Raw genomic sequence first — 22,113 nt, 5'->3', positions numbered from 1 at the left:
AGGGGATGTTTGTGGTTCAACGTTATGCGGGTATTTGGCTATTAATCGTTGTTTTACTTACCGGTTTATTGACCAGCAAACATGTTTGGGCTGAATCGCGTGTTGCTTTGGTTATCGGCAATGCTGACTATAAAAAAGCGGCATTAAAAAACCCCCTTAATGATGCCAACGACATGGCGAAGATGCTCGAACGTTTAGGTTTTGATGTTACCTTACAAACGGACCTTGATCAGCGCAGTATGAATAAAGCGGTATCACACTTTGGCAAGAAAATGAAAAATGCTGATGTCGCACTTTTCTTCTACGCAGGTCATGCTGTGCAAGTTGATGGTAATAACTATTTATTACCTTTGGCAGCGCAAATTGAGTCAGAAGATGAAATTCCCTACCAAACACTGAACGCTGGGATGGTGTTGGCCAAAATGCAATCGGCGCGTAGTAAAGTGAATATCATCATACTTGATGCTTGTCGCGACAACCCTTTTGAAAACTCTTTTAGTCGCAGTGTTGGTACACGTGGTTTAGTACGCGTTAGTGCGCCAACTGGCTCTATGGTGATTTACGCTACCGCGCCAAGTCAAACTGCTGCTGATGGTAAAGGGCGTAATGGTCCATTTACTGAGCACTTTTTACAGAATATGGCCATTCCTAATATTGATTTAAATGAAGTGGTGCTGCGAACACGTATTGGTGTGATTGAAGCGACTGGCGGAAAACAAATCCCGTGGAATGAAAGCTCTCTGACACAGAAATTTTACTTTTCAAAAGATTCGAATGCTGGTGCAGCGCCTGCTATCACGGCTGTTAGCTTACCTAATAAAGCTACTAATCAAGTTGATGATGTTTGGGCAAATGCTTATCAATATGATATTGAAGTGGAAGCCGCGGATAAAGTGATCACACTTTACACGCAAGGTGAAAGTAGCTCTGATGATATGGTGAGTCGTAAAATTACCAGTAATAAAAATGCGCTAAAAAAAGTACAGAAATTTTTGCAGAAAACCTTAACAAAACCGCCTTATAAGCTTAGTCGAAGTCAAATCAATGCTATTTATGAAAATGGTGAACAAACTGAATTAGAATATTCAGATGAAGGGAAAGTGGCTGAAATAGCCTACCAAGTGGTAATTGATCACTAAAGCTTTTTCAATCGGGTAATTAAGAATATAACTAGCAATAAACACTGCAATAAACGTTCGAACCAGCTGGGATATTGTCTGAAAAATGATGGTGTATTTTCAGGAACTAAGACACTGGTTTGCCAACTTCCTCGAGTTAAATGCTCACCACTAAAGGTATTTTCACCTAAAATATTCACTGTATGTGATGGACCATTGTTAATCACATGAACAAAGGGCACTCTATTCTCAATCGCTCTAAATTGCGTAATAGTGCGGTGAGCACTTACTTGCTGTACAGAGTCGCCATACCAACCATCTTGAGAAAGTAAAATAGCCACTTTATATGGATGTTCTGCATTTAATGCCTTGGCGACTAACTCACTTTTTAGTGATTCAAAACAGATAAATGGCACTAAATGTTTATCATTTAACGAGAAGTACTCTGGCTTTTTACCTGCTTGGTAAGGGACTTTTTCTATGTCTAATGCTGCGAGCAAGTGGTTGTAACCTAGTACATCGGTTTTCTCTCCAAATGGCATTAATGCACGCTTAGCGTAATGTTGCTGAGTGTGTTGTTGCTGATGCGTCAAAAAGTAAATTCTGTTTTCAATGGTGGATTGATCTGCAGAAAAATAATCATCCTGAAAAAATAGTGGTATCTGCTTGCTGGCAATTAAGTTTTTTATATTTTCGGTACTAGGCTGATCATAAAGGTAACCGTAAAAGGTGCCTTCAGGCCAAATGGCTAATTCAACGTTTTGACTATTTAAGGCTTGGTATTGCTTAAACTCCCACAGGTTTTTTTGACCTACTTTATGTGTGTTACGAGCATCCAAGGTGGGTTTTCTATTAACTTGCATTAAGGCAATATCAAAGGTTTTAACATTACTTAATTGCGAAGACAGCTGTGGCGCTAAAGCTTGATATCGCCAATGACTGTATCCTAGCCAGAGTAATATCATGGCTATACTGACAAACACTGAAGTGTTTTTAATGTTTTTGGTTGTTAATAACTGATACAGGACAGCATTACAGGTGATAATTATGAACTCTAAACCCAACACGCCAGTGATGTCGACGGTTTGAATAATAAGGCTATGTTCAATAAAACCATATGCGAGCAGGCTATTTAATAAAGGCGAAAATAACGTAAATGTTGCCGTGACAGACAAAGGTAGTAACCATAACGTTAACTGTGGTTGTTTGCATACAAGGTAGCGATATAAAGTGACACTGATGGCAAGGGGCTGGGCACCAATAATAGCCATTTCAATGACGACCAATACATGAAACGGCGGCTGAATATTGAAAAATGTTTGGCCTACATCTGCCATCCATGGGGTACATAGTATTGTCATCACCATGCCAGCGAGCAAACTTAAACCATAGGTTTGTTTAAGGGAGGCATTTTCTGTGGCTTTTAATAAGGGTAAATAGGTAATAATTGCTAGCAATGCATAATTATGAGCGGGAAGCACTAAAAAGTAGAGTATACCCGTTATGCTTGCCAGTAAGAGCTTAATCATCAACAGCCTGATTAACGACGGGGATCAGTTGCGGGGCTACTTTATGGCCACTTTTTTCAGTTACCGGTTGCTCAGCAACTTTATGGTAAAATTCACGAAAATGCTTAAAGGCGACTAATTGAGTAATTACAATCTCTAGTAACGCAGGCTTGCGTAATAATGTATAGCCGACCGTCTTAATAAATAACCAAACGCGACTCGGGTATTTCAAATTTAAATAGTATTTCAGTAAGCGTTTAAATACCTGTTTCTCATAATCACCTGCAACTTTATCATTAGGATGAATTGCACGGTTTGACGATTTAATTAATCGCATCAATCGTTCACTAAAGGCTTTGTCTTGATAAACTTTACTGACTAATGATTGGTAGCCTTTTGCTAATTGGGCTGGCGTTAAGTCTGTAGGAACCACATTAGAGTAGATTAATTCTTGGTAAGGGCCACGCACACCACTGGTGATATCACGTTTTATTCTATGCTGCCCTTCAAGTCGCTCATAAAGCTTGGTACCCGGAATAGCTTGCAATAGGCCTATCATACCAATGGTGACACCTGCCGCTTGAATAAAGTCAAATTGTTCATCAAAAACAGTATGATCATCGCCATCAAATCCAACAATAAACCCAGCCCAAACGACAATGTTAAATGATTGAATGCGCTTAACCGCTTGCACTAAATCAATATTCATATTTTGTTTTTTATGGGCGTTTTTTAGGCTAGTTTCACGAGAAGTTTCTAAGCCAATAAACACACGCTGAAAATTTGCTTGGTAAAAGAGTTCAAGCATTTCCGTTTCTTTGGAAAAGTTTATAGTGAATTGTACGCTGAAGCTAACCCGGTAATTAACGCGTTTAACAAAAGCTATTAACTCATGTAGTAATTCCTTTGTGTGACGTTTATTGCCAACAAAGTGATCATCAATAAAGAAAATAGAGTCAAAACCTAACTGGTAATATTTTTCTACTTCGGCAAGTACTTGCTCGACGGATTTAGTGCGTGACTTTTTACCTAACCTCATGGGGATTTCGCAAAAATCACATGAATAAGGGCAGCCTCGTGATGTTTCTATTATGGCAGTAGAGTATGCGCCTTTTTTAAGTAATTCAAAGCGAGGTAATGGCGAGTCATGCATATTAATGCGCTCAACTTGCTCATATACCGCTTTTGTTTCGCCAGCTTGGAAGTCGGCAATATATTGTGGCCAAGTATATTCAGCCTCACCAATAAAAATAGTATCGGCATGCTGTTGGCATTCATCAAGAATAGATTTTTCAACAACAGGGCCACCAATAACCACGGTTTTTCCAAGCGCTTTAAACTTATCGGCAATTTCAAAAACACGGCTTGATTGAATAAGAAAACCGGTAATGGCAATAATATCTGCGTTAGAATTAAAATTAATATCTTCTACATTTTCATCACACAGTTCAACATCAATACCCTCAGGCACCATTGCAGCCAAGGTTGGCAGTGCTAACGGGGGATTAGGGAAGCCTTTTTCTGTGATATCTTTACAGAGGGAAAAGTCCCATAAAGATAGTGCAAAAATAGGGTTTACGATTAATATTTTCACGAGTTTGCTTCTATATTTTCCGCAAGTTTGGTGTAAAAAATATCCATGTGCTTATAAATGCCTAGGTGAAAAAATAATTCTTCGATATTCTTAGACTTTCCAGTCAAATAAGACCAAATAAACCGGCCAAGCATTTTACGTTTCGCTTTTGATGCGGTAGTAAAGTGCCATAAAATTCGTGACACTAATTTTATGTTATTCCAATTTATATCTGGCCAACCACCAAAACCGCTGCCTTGCTCTTTGGCTGTGCCTTTGAGGATAAAGTCAGTATAAACTTCTGGCTGATAAATGGTACGAATAAAGTTACAAAAGTTCAGGTTTAGCTCTTTTTCGGTATCTGTGGTGAAAATTATGTTTGAACTTGGCTCATGACGTTCATCACCTGTTGCTGCGCTACCCATACCCAAAGGTAACTCCTTGACCCTTTCCTCTTCTTGCATACGATCAAATAAAGGTGTGTTAGGTAAGGCTTGTACTAAGCCAATTAACATCGGCGATATACCTGTTTCTTTAATAAAGTTAAGCTCACGTTCAAAACTTTCTTTGGTTTCGCCATCATAGCCAAATAAGATACCTGACCAAACCACAATGCCGCGTTTTTGAATTTCATCAATTGCGGTACGAATATCGACCTGATTATTTTGCAGCTTGTTCATGGTGACAAGCTTATCTTTGTCAGAAGTTTCAATACCAATAAATAACCGGCGCATGTTAGCGGCTTGCATCAAGTCTAACAACTCTGCATCTTTGGCAATGTTGATCGGAACTTGCGTATAAAAGTAGAGTTGTTTAGGTAAGGTTTTTAATAATGCAGCAATGGCACGTAACAGCTCTTTGGCATACTTAATATTGGCGGCAAAGTGATCATCAACAATGAAGATTGAATCGACATGAAATTGTGTTTGAATTTTTATTTCTTCAAGTACTTGCTCAATCTTTTTGGTACGGGCTTTTTTGCCCCATACAGCCGGAACGTCACAATACTCGCATCCGTACGGACAGCCACGGGTCGCTTGGACAGCGCCTGAAACATAATGCTCATATTTGATTAAATCAAAACGAGGGATTGGAGAATCGTCAATATCGACGTTATCTTTTTGGTGATAAAGACTTTGTACGTTATTAGTTTGATAATCTTTGACAAATTGCGGCCAAGTATATTCACCTTCACCAATAAAAACGGTATCTGCAATTGCCATACATTCAGCCTTGTGACTGTCAACTAATGGCCCACCAATAACCACACACTTTCCTTGATTTTTAAAGTGTTCGGCTAACTTAATAGTACGCTCTTTTTGACAAGCTATGCCGGTAAAAACAATGATATCGCTGGATAAATTGTCGGGAACCTCTTCGATATTTTCATCAATAATTTCACAGTCAATATCACTTGGAGTAAGCGCTGCAAGTGTTGCTAAAGGCAGCGGAATAGTAGCAAATTTTCTACCGACAAGATCCATAGTGTAGGCTAAATTCATCGCATGAGGCTGGATCTTTGTTGTAATGAAAGTGATTTTCATGATGTTCCTAATGGTTTTCTTAATAGATAGCGCATAAGGGCTAATTTAATGATTATTATTGTCTGCTTTGCTTTATTGTTTTTGTTAACCAAAATGCAGCGATAAAAAATAACAGTAAAACGAACAACTGCCAAGGGTTGAATATTGAGTTGCTGACTTTTTGTTCTGCCCGAGTAAATTCAATTAAGAAACGTGCAGCGGTGTAACCAACAGTGGCGGTTAAAAATACTACACCATGGGCAAGCTTAAAGCGTGCTTTATGACGATATAAATATTCTGTGGCAATTAATATGAGACTACTTGAAACAATAAACAGTAGCGGCAAGTTCCATACTTGCGTACTTGCGCTTATTCCCTGTAATTGATAGTAGTGTGCCGCAGGGCTTTCAATATGGTAACTGCCAACAAACAAGGTTAGCCAAGTGTTTTCGATGCCATCGGGTGAAGGATGCCCAAAACAACAACCTACAAATAAACAAGCAAAACGGCCGAGTAAAATAGATAAAGGAAACGTAAAGGCAATGTCATCTAAAAACTGTAATGGGGCTACTTTGAGTGTGTATTTAGCGAATAAATAGGCATAAATTAAACAAAAAAGAATTGAGCCTGAAACCGTCATACCGGTAAATTGATTATGCAGGGTTGAGGTCGTTAATGCGGTAATAATAGCATTAGTCGCATAAGCACCAAACAATCCAACAGGTATACCGTGTATTAGAAACATAGCTAAAGTAAAGCCATTGTAGCCTGTTGATTTATTTCTAAAATACAATAATACCCAACAAAAAACTGTAGCAAATAAGCCGATAACACCCCAAAGTGAAATGGTGTGATTTAAAATTGTGAAGTGTGGATACATATTTTGAAAAGGAGGAAAATTAGTGTTATATTCAAAGCAGTACGATATCTACAAATGTGCAAAATTGCAACTGTTGGCGATAAAAGCCAAAGTTTACAATTAATCTAAAAATTAACAAATAAAACTTGCTTGACCGTAATCTTGGCAGGAATAAAACATGAGAAAAAGCATGAATATAGGAACACTTAAAAGTAAAAATCGCTTTATATCCGTATTATGGAGCGCTTTAGTGCTTGTTGGTAGTATTTTTACCTTCTATAGTATTTCAGGTTGTAATTCAGGCCCTACCTATTACACAATTTACGATACTTTAAAAGCAAGAACATCGACAAATGCCAATGTGCAAGGAGCTGATGTTTACTGGGGAACGAGTCGAGAAAATATTAACTCTCATGTTGGTACAACCCCTTATCATGACTCTCACCGTTCAACCTACCCTCGTTGGAATGCCGGTTACTTTAAAGTGGTAAAACGTGGTTATAAGCCGGCAATTATTAAAGTAAATGCTGCAGCTAATGCTAACCGTTCTAATTTAGTTACTTTAGAGCCGTTACCAACACGCCCTGAACCACCACAGTTTGTTTTCCCTAACCCTAAAGATGTAGCTGTTACGCCTTTAGATATCGAATCTACGCGTAAGCCTACTTTCTATATCAAAAAAGAAGATACGATTGCGGTCATGACATTTAAAGAGCCAGCAGGCTCTGGCGCCGGTTCATTAGTTGCCGATAACATTATCTTAGATTTACAAGTTAAAGGCTTTAATGTAGTAGACCGTGAACAAATTGATCGTGTTATGCGTGAGCAAGGTTTATTAGCTAAAGGAAAAACTAGACTAACAGATTTAGAAATATCTAAAAAATTAGGTAAGTTAGTTGATGCAGATTACATCATTTATGGTGCAATTACTGAGTATGTTTCTAAGAGTGAGAATATTCAATTATCGCCACAAGTTGACCCGAAAGATCGCAATCGTTATATGACAGAGCGTGAAGAGTACATTGCTTTTTATGATGAATTTGGTGATGACTTCAAACGTTTACCAGCTATGCCGAAAACATTGCAAGAATGGGAATTTGATTCAGCACGTAACGCACGAAGCTCTTATATTAATATTGCTCGTGTAGGTGTTACTGCTAAGATTATTAATATCAAAACTTCAGATGTTTCTTGGGTTGGTTTTGCAAGTTTACAAGATTTAAGAATACAAGCGGGTATGCGACGTATTGTTAAAGGTTTAAATTCAAGCTTTATTAGTAAACCTTAATTTAATCATACCTACTTATTGAAAACACCGATGGTGAAAACCTTCGGTGTTTTTTTGTGTTTGAGAAAAGTACTTTTAAAGAGTGATAATGAATGGCGAGGTTATACCAATTTGATTAAATTTCTTCCCTACTCAGAGCCATGCTCGATGTTCAATAACAAGGCAAATTTGTTTAGGTTTAGTCATTCTAAATCAAATAAATTTAACGAAGTTAGTGGGCATCGAGCAAGCTCCCAAAGGGCGAGTTTAAAAGGCTTACATGCTGCGTTATTGATTTTGACAAGGGAATAACCATTCTCTTCAATCAATGCCTTGCCTCTAAGCCTTTTAATTCTCGCTGAGTGGGAAAGAACTTAATCAACTTGGTATTAATTGCTTTGAATATCACTTATATGAGTGACTTGGTTTCTTCCATGTTCTTTTGAATAATACAGAGCTAGATCAGCATCTTTAAATAGCCGCTGTGTAATATTAGTTACGGCATTTTCGTCACGGTTACTGGTTGTGTATGTTGCCACGCCAAAACTGGCAGTAACTTGTTTATCTTGCCAGTCAAAATGGCAAATGCATTTGCGTAGGTTTTCTGCCTTTTTCATCGCGCCTTCTTTTGTGGTATTGAGAAGAGCGATAACAAATTCTTCACCGCCAAATCTTGCGATAAGATCACTTGCTCGGCTATTAAGTAAAATCTTGGAAAAATCAACTAGGACATCATCTCCTTTAATATGGCCAAATTTATCATTAATTTCCTTAAAAAAATCGATATCAATCATTATCAGTGAAATTGAAGCATTGTTAAAGTTCCGCTGGGTTAACAGAATTTGCTTTTCAAAAAACTTTTGAAACGCTCTTCTATTGTGGAGGTTAGTCAGTGGATCGGTAATGGCAAGTTGCCTTAATTTTGCATTACTCTTTTTGAGTAAATTGGTAGTCTGCTGATGAGAGAGGGCGTAACTTATCCACAAAGCCATAATATGCAGTGCATCGAGGTCAACCGAGCTAAATTTTCTATCTAACGGTTCTGGGCTAGAGAAGTTAAGTGTTCCAAAGACTTTATCATTGACCTTTATTGCAATGCCTATATAGCTTTCAAGTTTAAAAGCTTTATAGGCAGGGTGTTGATTTATAGCTGAGTATTTTACGTATTCAAAGCCTGTTGGGCCTTCTGATTTGAGTGTTACATCACAATAAGTTTCACCAAGCTCAAAGCTGTCGCCAATTTTTAAGCCGACTTCTTCAGGGCAATATACTTGTTCTATTTGATAATTTGAGCCTGACACTTTAGAGAGAATACCGATATCTAAATTGAAACGTTCACAGCCTAAGGCTAATAGATTTTTAATTTGAGTTGAAATGCCTTCTTTTTGATAAGTAGTTATTTCGTATAACCGTCTAATTAATTTTTCACTTTCGGATATTTCTTCTTGATTATTCATACTTATGCCTAATGCTCTACTTCATAAAAACAAGTATAGCTGGATTTTTTTAATTAATAACCATTAAGTTTTTATGGTTTATATGCTTGTTCTTACTAAATTTTTCATTATTCACTTCATAGTTGTTTTTTGATCTAAATCATAACAGCCAAAATACAAGGGCGTACACTGTGACATATTGTCGCAGTTGGCTAATTTTTAGGCCGACTTTTTTTGAAAAAGTGGTTGCTTGATGGTTTTTTCTCTCATTAAAAATGTGTTTAAGCGCTTGCTATGTCAAGCGGCTTTAGTATGCATCTTTTTTTTGACAGCACTACCTGCTCAAGCACTCTTTGTTAGCCCGCCTAAAGATCCTTTACCGCTAATTAAAGAAATTTTTCCTACTCAAACCCATATTTCTGAAAAAGTTTCTGCCAAGGAAGGTTCTCCTCTTATATGGACCATCTCTAAAAATGATGAAGTATTAGGGTACGCATTTGAAACTAATGATTTAGCGAAAATACCCGCTTATTCTGGTGAGCCAGTCAATATGCTGGTAGCCATTGACACTCAAGGGATTTACTTAGGTGCTAAGGTACTTGAGCACCATGAGCCAATTATTTTAGCCGGTATTCCTGAATCAAAATTGCATGAATTTGCTGATCAATACAATGGTTTAAGTGTTAGCGATCGATTAAAGGTTGGCGGCAACCAAACTGAAGGCACAGTACACATTGACGGCCTTTCTGGTGCTACCGTAACCGTGATGGTGATGAATGTTGCAGTGGTTAAAGCCGCAACCCAAGTGGCTCGTTCATTAGGTATCATCAGTGCTAGCCAAGAGGCTATTCAACCTATGGGAACAATTTACCCAGAAGTTTATGAAAAAGCTGACTGGATAACACTCACTGGTGATGGCTCAATCAGAAAGCTTTACCTTAATAGACAAACGGTTGATGAAGCTTTTGTTGGTACTGAGGCTGAACATGTAGATAAAGCAAGCCCTGAACAAAAACAAGATATGTTTGCTGAAATTTATTTTGCTCAAGTGGATATTCCAACCATAGGTCGAAATTTATTGGGTGACAGCGAATATGAATACCTCATCTCATCACTAAAGCCGGGTGAGCATGCTATTGCGTTAATGGGAACGGGTTACTCATTTAAAGGCTCTGGTTATGTGCGTGGTGCAATTTTTGATCGAATTCAAGTGTTACAAAATGGTGAAGCTATTGCCTTTAGAGATTTAGATCACAGTCGTTTACCCGATATTTATATTGAAGGCGCTCCTAGATTTAATGAAAGATCTATCTTTATTGTTCGTGAACACCATGAATTTAACCCTGCTTCAGATTGGCAACTAGAGTTATTGGTTCGCCGTCAGACAGGACCGTTAGAAAGCATATTTACTAGCTTTAAAGGAGATTACCATACATTAGATCGTTATGTTGATCGTCCACCTTTAATTATGCCTGAGCCTGAATTGTCATTAACACAACAGGTGTGGAAAGAGAAAAACTCTGAAGTTATCGTTTTAGTGATTTTATTAACGATTGTTGTTTTAAGTTTGTTTTTCCAAGACATTTTAGTGCGACATCCTACTTTTATGCATAACTTCCGTCACCTTTTCTTGATTATCACCGTGGTATTTATCGGTTGGTCTTGGGGAGGGCAATTATCGGTTGTTAATGTATTCACTTTTTTACAAGCCTTTATGTCTGATTTTTCGTGGGACTTGTTCTTACTTGACCCGGTAATTTTCATCTTATGGGGCGCAGCCGCAGTTACCATGATTTTATGGGGGAGAGCAGTTTATTGTGGCTGGTTATGTCCATTTGGTGCTTTGCAAGAGCTTATGAATATTTTTGCTCGCCACATCAAAATCCCACAATTTGAGTTGCCTTGGGCAGTGCATGAACGCTTATGGGCCATTAAATATTTAATTCTGTTAGGCCTCTTCGGTTTATCCATGGAGTCATTAGCGCTTGCTGAACAGTTTGCAGAAGTAGAACCGTTTAAAACGACATTTTTACTGAAGTTTGATCGTGAATGGCCATTTATTTTATACGCCAGTGCTTTGCTGCTGATCAATATTTTCAATCGTAAATTTTTCTGTCGCTATTTGTGTCCATTAGGGGCAGCTCTATCAACCAGTAATAGCATACGCTTATTTAGTTGGTTACGTCGTCGCCCTGAGTGTGGTCAACCCTGTAAAACTTGTGCCAAAGAATGTGAAATTCAAGCAATCAACCCTGACGGTGTCATTAATATGCGGGAATGTCACTACTGTTTAGATTGCCAAGTCACTTATTTCAATGAAGAAAAATGCCCGCCACTTAAGAAATTGGCACGTAAGAAAGCTAAGTATAAAGAATCGGAAATACAGGTAAAAGAAGTTGCGTAGTAAATGATGGTTAGATGACTTGTAACAACAATTCTGCCAAAAAACATATTGATATAAAAATGGAGAAAAACAATGAGTAATGAAGAACAAAAAAATAACGAGGTCGAATTAGAAAGTGAAGACCGCCGAAAGTTTTTCGGTAAAACAGCACTCATTGGTGCTGGAGCTGTGGCTGCACCTATGACAGCGGCTGTTTTTGCGGCAACAGCAAAAGCACAAGCTGCCGAAGCGGGTAATAGCGGTATAGTTCACCCTGGTGAATTAGATGAATATTACGGCTTTTGGTCTGGTGGTCATTCTGGTGAAGTGCGTATTATGGGTATACCATCGATGCGTGAATTAATGCGAATTCCTGTTTTTAATACTGACTCAGCTACGGGGTGGGGTTTAACGGATGAATCTAAGCGCATTAAAGGCGACAGTGCCGATCTTATGGCGGGGGATTCTCATCATCCACACATGAGTATGACCGATGGTCGTTATAACGGAAAATACTTATTTATAAATGATAAGGCTAATTCTCGTGTTGCTCGTATTCGCTGTAATGTGATGAAAGTGGACAAGATGATTACCATCCCTAATGTACAAGCAATACATGGTTTACGTGTGCAAAAAGTGCCGTACACTAAATATGTTATTTGTAATGGTGAATTTGAAATTCCTATGAATAACAACGGTAAAGCAAACATGAAAGATGTTAGCACTTATCGCTCTATATTTAGTGTGCTAGATGCTGAGACCATGGAAATAGCATTCCAAGTTGTCGTAGATGGTAATTTAGATAACACAGATGCTGATTATGATGGTAAATATTTCGCCTCAACAAGTTACAACTCAGAAATGGGCATGAATTTAGGGGATATGATTTCTGCAGAGCGTGATCATGTGGTTGTCTTTAACCTAGCACGTTGTGAAGCGGCAGTTAAAGCAGGGAAGTTTAAAACCTATAATGGTAATAAAGTCCCGGTATTAGATGGTCGAAAAGGCTCAGATTTAACTCGTTATATTCCTGTACCTAAGTCTCCTCACGGTATGAATACATCGCCTGATGGTAAGTACTTTATCGCCAATGGTAAGTTATCGCCTACGGTTTCTATTATTTCAATTAAGAAACTTGATGATTTATTTGCAGGTAAAATTAAAGAACGTGACACCGTTGTTGGTGAGCCTGAATTAGGCTTAGGGCCACTTCATACTGCTTTTGACGGTAAAGGTTATGCGTATACCACCTTGTTCCTTGATAGCCAAATTGCTAAGTGGAATATTGAAGAGGCTATTCAAGCGTATAATGGTAAAAAAGTTAACTATATTCGTCAAAAATTAGATGTACATTATCAACCAGGCCATAACGGAACTTCTTCAGGTGAAACACGTGATGCTGACGGTAAGTGGTTAGTATCTCTTTGTAAGTTCTCTAAAGATAGATTCTTACCGGTTGGGCCATTAAAACCAGAAAACGATCAATTAATTGATATTTCTGGTGATACTATGAAGTTAGTTCATGATGGTCCGACTTATGCTGAACCACATGACGGTACTATTATCCACCGTAGTAAAGTGAAGCCTGATAAAGTATGGTCACGCGATGATTCAATTTTTGCTGAAACACTAGCGCAAGCTAAGCGTGATGGCGTTGATACTATGATGGATAACAAAGTTATTCGTGATGGCAAAAAAGTGCGTGTTTACATGACTTCAGTGGCACCAACATTCGGTATGGAATCATTTGATGTGAACTTAGGTGATGAAGTGACGGTTATCGTGACTAACCTAGACCAAGTAGAAGATGTAACACATGGTTTCTGTATGACAAACCATGGTGTGCAAATGGAAATTGGTCCACAGCAAACATCGTCGATCACATTTACGGCTAATAAACCTGGTGTTCAGTGGTATTACTGTAACTGGTTCTGTCACGCTCTTCATATGGAAATGCGTGGTCGTATGTTCGTTAAAGCTTAAATTAGGCATTGCGTTAAGGTAGAATTTAACAGCTACCATAGCTGCACTCTTTAAAAGCTCAACATCGAAAGATGTTGAGCTTTTTTGTTTTTATTTTATTCGTTTGTAGGTATGCTGAGAAAACAATAAAAATTAATTACAAACTGATTTATATGAAACTTCCTCAAGTTGGTCCTGCAATTTTAGTAACGGCGGCTTTTATTGGTCCAGGCACGGTAATTACTGCTTCTCTTGCTGGTGCTCATTATGGCTTCGCTTTATTGTGGGCCTTATTGTTTTCGGTTATCGCCACGATCATTTTGCAAGAAATGACGGCGAGGTTAGGCGTTGTTACCCAGCAAGGCTTAGGTGAAAATATTCGTCGAGTTTGCAGCAATCCTTGGCTTCGAAACTTAGCGGTAATATTAATTTTATCAGCCATTGTTATTGGTAATAGCGCCTATCAAAGCGGTAATTTATCGGGTGCAAGTTTAGGGCTAAGTGGCATTGTTGACAGTGCTGAAATTTCGATACCTTTTGCTGATTCGTTATTTCCAATACTCATTGGTATTGTTGCATTTGCGCTATTAATTACGGGAAGTTATAAGGTCATTGAAAAAGCACTTATTGTGCTAGTGGTATTAATGAGTTTGGCGTTTATCGCCACCTTTATTTTAACCAAACCAGATCTAACCTTATTATTTTCAGGATTATTAATACCAATCATTCCTGATGGTGCCACCTTAACGGTTATAGCGCTTATTGGTACGACAGTGGTTCCTTATAATTTGTTTTTACATGCGGCAAGTGTCAGTGAAAAATGGCAATCGCCGAGTCAACTTAATGAAGCTAGAAAAGATTTGATGATTTCTATTCCACTTGGCGGGATTATCTCGATAGCAATAGTGTCTACGGCGGCAACCGCTTTTTTTGGACAACAGGCGTCAATTTCTTCAGCTGCAGATTTAGCACCAGCTTTACAACCCTTGTTTGGGGATAAAGCAGGTATTTTTATTGGTCTAGGTTTATTTGCCTCTGGCATTTCTTCTGCAGTTACAGCGCCATTAGCTGCCGCTTTTGCGCTCAGTGGCGTGTTAAATCTAAATAAAGACTTACGTGCTAATAGTTTTAAAGCAATTTGGATTGTAGTGCTGTGTTTAGGAGTATTAGGCGCTAGTTTGGGTTATAAGCCCGTGGCTATTATTTGGTTTGCGCAAGTAGCAAATGGTATTTTACTTCCTATCGTGACAATATTTTTACTCGCTATCATGAACAGCCAGATTTTAGGCGAGTATAAGAATAACACTTGGCAAAATATTTTAGGTTTGATTGTTGTCGGTGTATCACTGCTGCTTAGCGGTAGAAGTTTACTGTCAGCATTTGATGTTATTTAACCTGAAATCGGTTGAAGAGAAATTTAACACGCTTTTGATAGTTTTTTATTTAAGATCAACAGTTAAATAATGATTAATGCTATGCTGCAACTATTGTTATATTCAGTGTTTAATTACTCTTGCTGAGCATGAAAAAAATTCAGTTTTTATTATTTGTGTTAACTTGCTTGTGTAGCCAATTGCTTAATGCTGCAGAATATGTCGTTAATGCCTCAGATGATTTGCAAAAAGTGCTTGATGCTAGCCAAAACGGCGATGTTATTGTACTTAATGCAGGGCATTATTTCGGTAATTTTGTTATCGAAAAGCAAATTACCTTGCGAGGCCAAAATAAAGGAAGTAGCCAGGCCGCCGTTATTGATGCTAAAGGGCAAGGACATGCACTGGTGCTCAAAAACTCCAATATTACCTTAGATAATCTGAGCATTATCAACTGGGGTAGTAACCTTACTGAGCAACATGCCGGTATTTATTCTAATGAAAAAGTAAATGGTGAAAGGGTTTCTTCTTTAGAAATTAAGAATAATACCTTATCAGGGGATGGCTTTGGTATTTGGTTAAATCATATTACCAAGTCTAAGGTGTTTAATAATAAGGTGAAAGGCAATTTAGCACTTCGCTCAGCTGACAGAGGCAATGGCATACAAATAGCTAATGTTACCCATAGCCATGTATTTAATAATGAAACCTCTGAAGTGCGCGATGGTATTTATGTTATTTCTAGCCAAAACAATTTAATTGAAGGTAATACCATGCATCACCTGCGTTATGGTATTCACTATATGTACTCTTACGATAATACCGTTAAAGGCAACTTTGCTTACAATACCCGTGCAGGTTACGCCTTAATGAGTTCAAGACGCCTAACTATTGTTGATAATAAAACCATCGATAGTGAAGACTACGGCTTCTTACTCAACTTTATTACTCAATCCACCTTTAGCAATAATTACATTAAAAATGTTTGGACTAAGCCTGAAAATAAAGTGCTAGGTCGTGATGGTAAAGGTTTGTTTGTATATAACTCAGGCTTTAATACCTTAGAAAATAATATTATTGATACTGCAGAGATAGGTATTCACTTAACGGCAGGTTCAAAAAATATCAAAATTTACGGCAATAGCTTTATCAATAACCCCACGCAAGTTAAGTATGTGTCTAATGCGAAACAAGAATGGAGCAAAGACGGTGTTGGTAATTATTGGAGCAACTACCTAGGTTGGGATATGAATAATGATGGTATTGGTGATGCGGTTTTTGAGCCCAATGATGGTATTGATAAGCTTGTTTGGCAGTATCCGGAGATGAAAATGATTATGGATAGCCCTGCTATTTTAATTTTGCGCTGGGTTCAAAAGCAATTTCCAGTGTTAAAACCACCCGGTGTAAAAGATAGTTATCCACTGATGTCGCCCCAAGCTGAGCACCTGACTTTATTAAATACGCAAGTCTCGCTCGCTAGCCATGAAGCAGTGTTAGATCCACAGGAAAAACGATTATGAATACTCCACTCGTCTCATTAGTTGAGGCAGGAAAAACCTATGGTCAATTAGACGCCTTAAGTGCAATGACCATGTCACTCAGTGAAGGTGAAGTACTGGGCTTGTTTGGTCATAATGGCGCAGGCAAAACGACTATGATGAAGTTAATTCTAGGGGTTATTTCACCGACGCATGGCAAGGTTGAAGTAATGGGGATGGCGCCTGATTCAAAAGCAGCTTGGCATTGTCGTAGTAGAGTGGGCTATTTACCTGAAAATGTTAGTTTTTATGAGCAACTAACCGGTTTGGAAGTGCTTACTTACTTTGCTAAACTCAAAGGCTTTAACAAAAAGCAGGCCATAGACTTACTTGAGCAAGTAGGTATTACGCATGCGATGAAGCGACAGGTTAAAACCTATTCAAAAGGAATGCGTCAACGATTGGGGTTAGCTCAAGCTTTTATTGGTGAGCCTAAATTATTATTACTTGATGAGCCAACGGTTGGTTTAGATCCTATTGCTACTCGTGACTTTTATCAGACGGTCGATCAACTTAAATCAAATGGCTCAAGTGTTATTTTGTGCTCGCATGTTTTGCCCGGCGTCGAGCAGCATATTGATAGAGCGATGATTTTATCGGCAGGAAAATTACTAGCCATGGGCACATTGAATGAATTACGCCAACAAGCTGCATTACCTGTTGTCATTAAACCACATGGTCTCAATGGCGCTGTTGCTGAGGATAGTATACTTAATAGCTTTTTAACAACCGCTTGTCAGCATACTTTAATGGTACCTGAGCAGGATAAATTGCAAGTGTTAAAGCAATTATTAAGCTTAAATGGCTTAGATGACATTCATGTTGAATCAGCTAATTTGGAGCAAGTATATCAGCACTTTTTAGCGCAACATGAGCTTGAAAAAAATGAGCCGCAAGCTAAAGGAGGGCAGTAAACATGAAGCAAATTTTTACCGTTGCTAATAAAGAGTTTCATGATGGTTTACGAAATCGCTGGCTAGTCTCTATCACACTTATTTTTGCCCTACTTTCTATTGGTTTAACCTACTTTGGCGCCGCAGCATCTGGTGCTGTGGGGGTAACCTCACTTTCAACGACGGTAGCCAGCTTAGCCAGTTTAGCGGTTTTTCTTATCCCATTAATAGCTTTATTGCTTAGCTACGACAGTTTTGTTGGTGAGCAAGAAAGTGGGACTTTATTATTATTGTTAACTTACCCGCTTAGTAAAAGCCAGTTGTTGTTAGGTAAATTTATTGGTCAAGGAGGCATTATTGCGCTAGCAACCTTGTTAGGTTTTGGTGCTTCAGCTGTCTTGCTATATTTTCAATTGGATGACACGGCCATTTTAACCGCGTTTAGTTTATTTATATTAACGGCTATTTTGTTAGGACTGAGTTTTACTGCCATTGCTTATTTAATTAGTTTGTCGGTTAGTGAAAAATCTAAAGCCGCTGGTTTTGCGCTGATTACTTGGTTTTTGTTTGCCTTAGCCTTTGACTTGGCTTTATTGGCCTTATTAGTCGGTGTTGAAGAAGGGGTGACTCAACAAGGGTTAACACAGTTAATGATGCTAAACCCAACTGATATTTTTCGCTTAGTGAATTTAGCTGGCTTAGAAAGTAGTGATGTAAATGGTGCATTGGCGGTTGCCATCAATGCGAGCTTATCACAAACACAGTTAATTTCAGCATTAGTCGCCTGGGTTGTTTTGCCTTTATCCTTGGCGATTTTGATTTTTAAGCAAAAGAAACTTTAGTTTATCCATAGAGAATACTTACCATGAAAGCATATAAATTATTAGCGTTACTGACTTTACTCGTTTTGATTGCCACCTCTTTGATTGCCTGTTCAGATAACTCTGAGCAGCAAACAATGCTGCATAAAGCGGTAGCAATGGAAACAGGGGATGAATGTCATTTATGCGGTATGTTAATTACGCGCTTTGATGGCCCAAAGGGAGAAGTATTTCGCAAAGAGCAAGGCAGTACAGTTTATAAATTTTGCTCAACGCGTGATATGTTCAGCTATTATTTAGATCCAGAAAACACCCGTAATGTTGCGCAACTACTTGTTCATGATATGAGCAAAATGCCATGGGAAAGCGAAGGGATTGATGATAAATACTTTATTGATGGCAAAAGCGCTTGGTATGTAGCCGGCTCTGAAAAAACAGGTGCGATGGGTGAAACACTCGCGAGTTTCAGTCAACAAGCTGATGCCAACGCATTTGCTAAAGAGTTTGGTGGTCAGGTCTTAAGCTTTAATGAAATTACTTATGAAATATTAATGTAGTTTATTTTTTTGTCGACATCATTCTTGTTGTCTATACTTAGCATTATGTTATTGCTAAATATTAAATTAACTTTTCAGTAAAGGTTTGTCAGGCCCTCCATAACTATGAACCTGAGAATAGGACACATCTATCTTGATAAGTTATATAGGCTGAATTAATGCTCATAAACGCATATTTAAATAAAAATAAAAATAAAAATAAAAATAAAAATGAAAAGTTGAGAAAAATTATACCCCAGTGCTTTAAACAGGTAGTAACAGCATTAATAGTCTCGTTTGCCCTCAACGCTCATAGTGATGAAATCGATGATTTATTAGATCTATCTTTAGAAGAATTACAAAAAATAAATGTTGTAACGGTTTCTAAGCGAGAAGAATCAATTTATGAAGCACCAGGCGTGGTGAGTGTATATACCTCAGCGGATATTCGAGCATTTGGCGCGCGTAATTTAAAAGATGTATTGCTTCGAATCCCTAATTTTTACTTATTTGACTCTTATACATTTAGTGCCTCTGCTAGTACCATGCGTGCAGGTGCTACTCAACATCTGAACAATCATATCTTATATTTAATTAATGGCCGCCCCCTTCGAGAGTCTCAAAATGGCGGTCGTCATACTGATATTAATTTAATGTTTCCTATCAATGCTATTGAGCGAATTGAAGTGGTTCGAGGGCCCGGTTCAGTGCTTTATGGAAGTAATGCCTTTAGCGGCACTATTAATATAATCACTAAATCGTCAGAGCAAGGCGTGGGCGCTGGTGTTAATGTTATGGTTGGTAGTAGAGGTTATACAAAGTTAGGCGTTAACGGTTATGCTAGCAATGGAGATGATGCAGGCGTTTCGGCACACTACAACAAACTTTCAGATGATGGCGAGGTAATCACAGCGATAGATTCAGTATATCAACTGGGAAGTAGTCAATTATATCGAGATGGTTTTTTTGCCAGATTAGATGCTAACTATAAAGGTTTTGCTATTGAGGCTATGACGAGTGAAATTGAGTTATCTAGTATTACAGGTTCTTTTCGTTGGTCAGGGTTAAGTGATTGGAAACATACACGTGAATATGTGAATCTGAGTTATGATTATCAGTTTAATGAAGATTGGAGTACAGCACTAAACTATACGCTTAATAAGGTAAACTTTGATGTGCCGCCTCCTTTTGAGAATAGCTTTATTACAGATGGCTATTTATACGAGCTTACTGTAAACGGCAAAATAAGCGACAGTATTGATGTGGTATTAGGTATGGTGCAAGACCATGTTCAAGGGGACTTAGGTATTCGCGGGGGGCGTTATAAAAGTAAGCGAAATAGTTTGTATGGTCAGTTTGACTATCGCTTCAGTACCGGCACTAAAATTACCGCAGGCGCTCAGTGGAATAAGCCGGAAGAGCAAGAAGGAAAGTTATCACCACGCATCGCTATTGTTCAAAAATTTGATGAAAAATGGTCAATGAAGGCACTATTTGCGGAAGCATATCGCTCACCTTTTGGCACTGAAATTGGTTTTCAGTCTGGTTTTTTGCAAGGTAACCCAGACCTCAAACCAGAAACGATTCAAACCTCTGAGCTACAAGTTATTTATACAACTCCTCATTCAATGCTTACTTCAACTCTATATCACAGTGTAACAGATGACTTAATTGGTCGTAGACGGGTTGGCGGTAGAGCGACCTTTGTTAATTTAGCACAAGAAATCAGCTATAACGGTATTGAATTTGAAGGGCGCTGGGCTATTACATCAAACCTTCAATTTCAAGGTAATGCCAGCTATCAACAAACTGAAGATGACATGGGGCTTAATGATGTCATGATGGCTTCTAAAGTGATGGTGAAATTAGGATTTAGCTATTCGCTAGAAAATGGTTTAACGGCGAGTCTATGGAATAACTATTTAGGGGCCGTAACCAAGCTAGAAGACTTACCCGGTAGCTCTGCTATTGTGGTCAATCCCGATGCTGATGCGGTTAATTTATTAAGTATCAACTTGGTTGCCAATATAGGACAATTACTTGATAAACCTCAATGGCAGAACGCTGAAATATCTATTTTTGCTGATAATTTACTTGATAAAGAGGTTTGGTTTCCTGAAATGGGGCAACGATCAACCAATACTTATCCACAATCACATGCTCGCGGTGTTTTCCTCAATTTTTCAATCAACTATTAAAGCTAGTGGTTGTATTAGACTTGTTAGAATGTCCTTGGTAGTCTAAGTCGATGTATTTACTTATCTCTTTTAAGTCTATTATGGTGAAAAAAGCTTTAGCTTTTCTTGTTTTATTACCTCTGCTTAATGCTTGCTCAACAGGTGGCAAAGCAGGAGCTGTCTATTATGAGAAATTTAATTTTTCTGCAGTTCAAAAGTACAGCTTGTATGGTCGAAACTCTGACTTTACAGAAGCACAGAGTTTACTTGATTCCCACCGAAATTCGATAGAGTTAGCCATTGAAAAAACTATGTCGCAAAAACAGTTTAATTATTCTGAGCTTGAGCAAGCCGACATCATCGTGACTTATTATCTTTTTGATAATAATCGCTTTAATTATTCAAATTATAATAAAATTGTGCATTTTTGTCAGCATTGCCTTCGGGCAACGGCGTGGCAAAAAGAGAATACTTACACGAGGGCAGATAATGGTAGTCTAATTTTAGATTTAGTCGATCCTAAGAAACAGCGCTCGGTATGGCGTAGTGTCTATCACTTAAATATCAAAGCAGATGATAATAGCGCTGAAAAAAACAATAAAATACAACATGCAGTGAAAGCTATGCTAGCGCAATACCCCACAGCGTATCTAAGTAATAGGCAAGCACAGTAATGTTTTATCGTACGGCCTTTAAATGGTTAACTATCACTGTGATTGTTGTTTGTGCTTTTTTAATGGTATTACTCTTTTTAGGGTATTTATTAAAAGAAAATGAAGAAGTTACTACTAAGTTAAAGGCGAAATTAGTGCAAGAAGCGCAGCAACAAAAACAAAAAGAGGCACGTAAAAATAATCCTTTTAGTGCTCAAAAAACGCTGTTAAGCTCAGCTGAAAAGTCTCAATTACAGATTATTAACAGCAATCAAGATTGTGATACAGATAGTCAATGTTTTTTGGTACATACCCATAACCAAGCAGTTGGTTGCATTGTTTCTGTGAATGCAACAGGGGCGGCAATTTTACTCAAGGTCGCTTCACAACAGAAAAATAGTGGCCTACCTAATGGCGATTGCCAAAAGCTTTATGATGAGCAGCAACCTTTAGGGGCACAATGCCATCAAAATCGCTGTTCGTATTAGTT

Annotated in this window: 17 protein-coding genes; 12 read left to right on the top strand and 5 right to left on the bottom strand. The window is 38.2% G+C overall.

Translation table 11 applies throughout. The features are described from left to right. Positions 1-11 precede the first annotated feature (11 nt). Positions 12-1,139, top strand: a complete 1,128-nt coding sequence (locus AC27GZ_RS02340; RefSeq protein ID WP_487093269.1) for a caspase family protein — start codon at positions 12-14, stop codon at positions 1,137-1,139. On the opposite strand, the gene lnt is transcribed toward AC27GZ_RS02340, so the two are convergent. The 4 genes from lnt to AC27GZ_RS02320 are packed head-to-tail and all read right to left on the bottom strand — an operon-like array spanning position 1,136 to position 6,602. Beyond that, on the bottom strand, positions 1,136-2,647 hold the full coding sequence (lnt, locus tag AC27GZ_RS02335; protein ID WP_487093268.1) for an apolipoprotein N-acyltransferase: 1,512 nt from the start codon (positions 2,645-2,647) through the stop codon (positions 1,136-1,138). The two genes, AC27GZ_RS02340 and lnt, sit on opposite strands and share 4 nt — an antisense overlap. Then, complete coding sequence (locus AC27GZ_RS02330; protein WP_487093267.1) at positions 2,640-4,220, bottom strand: B12-binding domain-containing radical SAM protein; 1,581 nt, start codon at positions 4,218-4,220, stop codon at positions 2,640-2,642. The genes lnt and AC27GZ_RS02330 overlap by 8 nt, the downstream gene beginning before the upstream one ends. Continuing rightward, entirely contained in the window at positions 4,217-5,743 is a 1,527-nt protein-coding gene (locus AC27GZ_RS02325; RefSeq protein ID WP_487093266.1) for a B12-binding domain-containing radical SAM protein, read from the bottom strand. Before AC27GZ_RS02325 ends, AC27GZ_RS02330 begins: the two co-directional genes overlap by 4 nt. 55 nt (positions 5,744-5,798) lie before the next feature. Beyond that, on the bottom strand, positions 5,799-6,602 hold the full coding sequence (locus tag AC27GZ_RS02320; RefSeq protein ID WP_487093265.1) for a prolipoprotein diacylglyceryl transferase family protein: 804 nt from the start codon (positions 6,600-6,602) through the stop codon (positions 5,799-5,801). Positions 6,603-6,759: 157 nt separating this feature from the next. Between AC27GZ_RS02320 and AC27GZ_RS02315 the strand changes: the two genes are divergently transcribed. Further along, complete coding sequence (locus tag AC27GZ_RS02315; protein ID WP_487093264.1) at positions 6,760-7,869, top strand: CsgG/HfaB family protein; 1,110 nt, start codon at positions 6,760-6,762, stop codon at positions 7,867-7,869. 368 nt (positions 7,870-8,237) lie between these two features. Here AC27GZ_RS02315 and AC27GZ_RS02310 read toward each other — a convergent pair whose 3' ends face one another. After that, positions 8,238-9,305, bottom strand: coding sequence for a sensor domain-containing diguanylate cyclase (locus tag AC27GZ_RS02310; RefSeq protein ID WP_487093263.1), 1,068 nt, complete (start codon positions 9,303-9,305; stop codon positions 8,238-8,240). Positions 9,306-9,537: 232 nt separating this feature from the next. Between AC27GZ_RS02310 and nosR the strand changes: the two genes are divergently transcribed. From nosR to AC27GZ_RS02260, 10 genes are all read left to right on the top strand, one after another. Beyond that, positions 9,538-11,688, top strand: coding sequence for a transcriptional regulator NosR (nosR, locus tag AC27GZ_RS02305; protein WP_487093821.1), 2,151 nt, complete (start codon positions 9,538-9,540; stop codon positions 11,686-11,688). A 72-nt stretch (positions 11,689-11,760) separates the two neighbouring features. Beyond that, a complete protein-coding gene (gene nosZ, locus AC27GZ_RS02300; RefSeq protein ID WP_487093262.1) occupies positions 11,761-13,650 on the top strand; it encodes a TAT-dependent nitrous-oxide reductase in 1,890 nt (629 codons plus the stop codon). 152 nt (positions 13,651-13,802) lie between these two features. Beyond that, entirely contained in the window at positions 13,803-15,023 is a 1,221-nt protein-coding gene (locus AC27GZ_RS02295; protein ID WP_487093261.1) for an Nramp family divalent metal transporter, read from the top strand. Positions 15,024-15,151: 128 nt separating this feature from the next. Further along, positions 15,152-16,525, top strand: a complete 1,374-nt coding sequence (locus AC27GZ_RS02290) for a nitrous oxide reductase family maturation protein NosD (RefSeq protein WP_487093260.1) — start codon at positions 15,152-15,154, stop codon at positions 16,523-16,525. After that, positions 16,522-17,457, top strand: coding sequence for an ABC transporter ATP-binding protein (locus AC27GZ_RS02285; RefSeq protein WP_487093259.1), 936 nt, complete (start codon positions 16,522-16,524; stop codon positions 17,455-17,457). Before AC27GZ_RS02290 ends, AC27GZ_RS02285 begins: the two co-directional genes overlap by 4 nt. A 2-nt stretch (positions 17,458-17,459) precedes the next feature. After that, positions 17,460-18,278, top strand: a complete 819-nt coding sequence (locus AC27GZ_RS02280) for an ABC transporter permease (protein WP_487093258.1) — start codon at positions 17,460-17,462, stop codon at positions 18,276-18,278. A 23-nt stretch (positions 18,279-18,301) separates the two neighbouring features. Continuing rightward, the gene (locus AC27GZ_RS02275) at positions 18,302-18,814 is read left to right on the top strand and encodes a nitrous oxide reductase accessory protein NosL (RefSeq protein WP_487093257.1); all 513 of its coding nucleotides are present in this window, start codon (positions 18,302-18,304) and stop codon (positions 18,812-18,814) included. Positions 18,815-18,972: 158 nt separating this feature from the next. After that, entirely contained in the window at positions 18,973-20,991 is a 2,019-nt protein-coding gene (locus AC27GZ_RS02270; RefSeq protein WP_487093256.1) for a TonB-dependent receptor plug domain-containing protein, read from the top strand. A 50-nt stretch (positions 20,992-21,041) separates the two neighbouring features. After that, positions 21,042-21,644 (top strand): DUF4136 domain-containing protein, encoded by a 603-nt coding sequence (locus AC27GZ_RS02265; protein WP_487093255.1) that lies wholly within the window; start codon positions 21,042-21,044, stop codon positions 21,642-21,644. Further along, positions 21,644-22,111 (top strand): hypothetical protein, encoded by a 468-nt coding sequence (locus tag AC27GZ_RS02260; protein ID WP_487093254.1) that lies wholly within the window; start codon positions 21,644-21,646, stop codon positions 22,109-22,111. The genes AC27GZ_RS02265 and AC27GZ_RS02260 overlap by 1 nt, the downstream gene beginning before the upstream one ends. Positions 22,112-22,113: the final 2 nt, after the last annotated feature.

The sequence above is a fragment of the Colwellia sp. SU-HH00943 genome (genome assembly GCF_057546125.1).
The sequence above is the reverse complement of the archived record's forward strand: the minus strand, read 5'-3'. Positions and strand labels throughout refer to the sequence as shown.

Excerpts from the sequence above, each read along its gene's own strand:
- lnt (WP_487093268.1), bottom strand. The coding sequence starts at position 2,647 with ATGATTAAGCTCTTACTGGCAAGCATAACGGGTATACTCTACTTTTTA.
- AC27GZ_RS02325 (WP_487093266.1), bottom strand. The coding sequence starts at position 5,743 with ATGAAAATCACTTTCATTACAACAAAGATCCAGCCTCATGCGATGAAT.
- AC27GZ_RS02320 (WP_487093265.1), bottom strand. The coding sequence starts at position 6,602 with ATGTATCCACACTTCACAATTTTAAATCACACCATTTCACTTTGGGGT.
- AC27GZ_RS02315 (WP_487093264.1), top strand. The coding sequence starts at position 6,760 with ATGAGAAAAAGCATGAATATAGGAACACTTAAAAGTAAAAATCGCTTT.
- AC27GZ_RS02310 (WP_487093263.1), bottom strand. The coding sequence starts at position 9,305 with ATGAATAATCAAGAAGAAATATCCGAAAGTGAAAAATTAATTAGACGG.
- nosR (WP_487093821.1), top strand. The coding sequence starts at position 9,538 with ATGGTTTTTTCTCTCATTAAAAATGTGTTTAAGCGCTTGCTATGTCAA.
- nosZ (WP_487093262.1), top strand. The coding sequence starts at position 11,761 with ATGAGTAATGAAGAACAAAAAAATAACGAGGTCGAATTAGAAAGTGAA.
- AC27GZ_RS02295 (WP_487093261.1), top strand. The coding sequence starts at position 13,803 with ATGAAACTTCCTCAAGTTGGTCCTGCAATTTTAGTAACGGCGGCTTTT.
- AC27GZ_RS02290 (WP_487093260.1), top strand. The coding sequence starts at position 15,152 with ATGAAAAAAATTCAGTTTTTATTATTTGTGTTAACTTGCTTGTGTAGC.
- AC27GZ_RS02285 (WP_487093259.1), top strand. The coding sequence starts at position 16,522 with ATGAATACTCCACTCGTCTCATTAGTTGAGGCAGGAAAAACCTATGGT.
- AC27GZ_RS02280 (WP_487093258.1), top strand. The coding sequence starts at position 17,460 with ATGAAGCAAATTTTTACCGTTGCTAATAAAGAGTTTCATGATGGTTTA.
- AC27GZ_RS02275 (WP_487093257.1), top strand. The coding sequence starts at position 18,302 with ATGAAAGCATATAAATTATTAGCGTTACTGACTTTACTCGTTTTGATT.
- AC27GZ_RS02270 (WP_487093256.1), top strand. The coding sequence starts at position 18,973 with ATGCTCATAAACGCATATTTAAATAAAAATAAAAATAAAAATAAAAAT.
- AC27GZ_RS02265 (WP_487093255.1), top strand. The coding sequence starts at position 21,042 with ATGTATTTACTTATCTCTTTTAAGTCTATTATGGTGAAAAAAGCTTTA.
- AC27GZ_RS02260 (WP_487093254.1), top strand. The coding sequence starts at position 21,644 with ATGTTTTATCGTACGGCCTTTAAATGGTTAACTATCACTGTGATTGTT.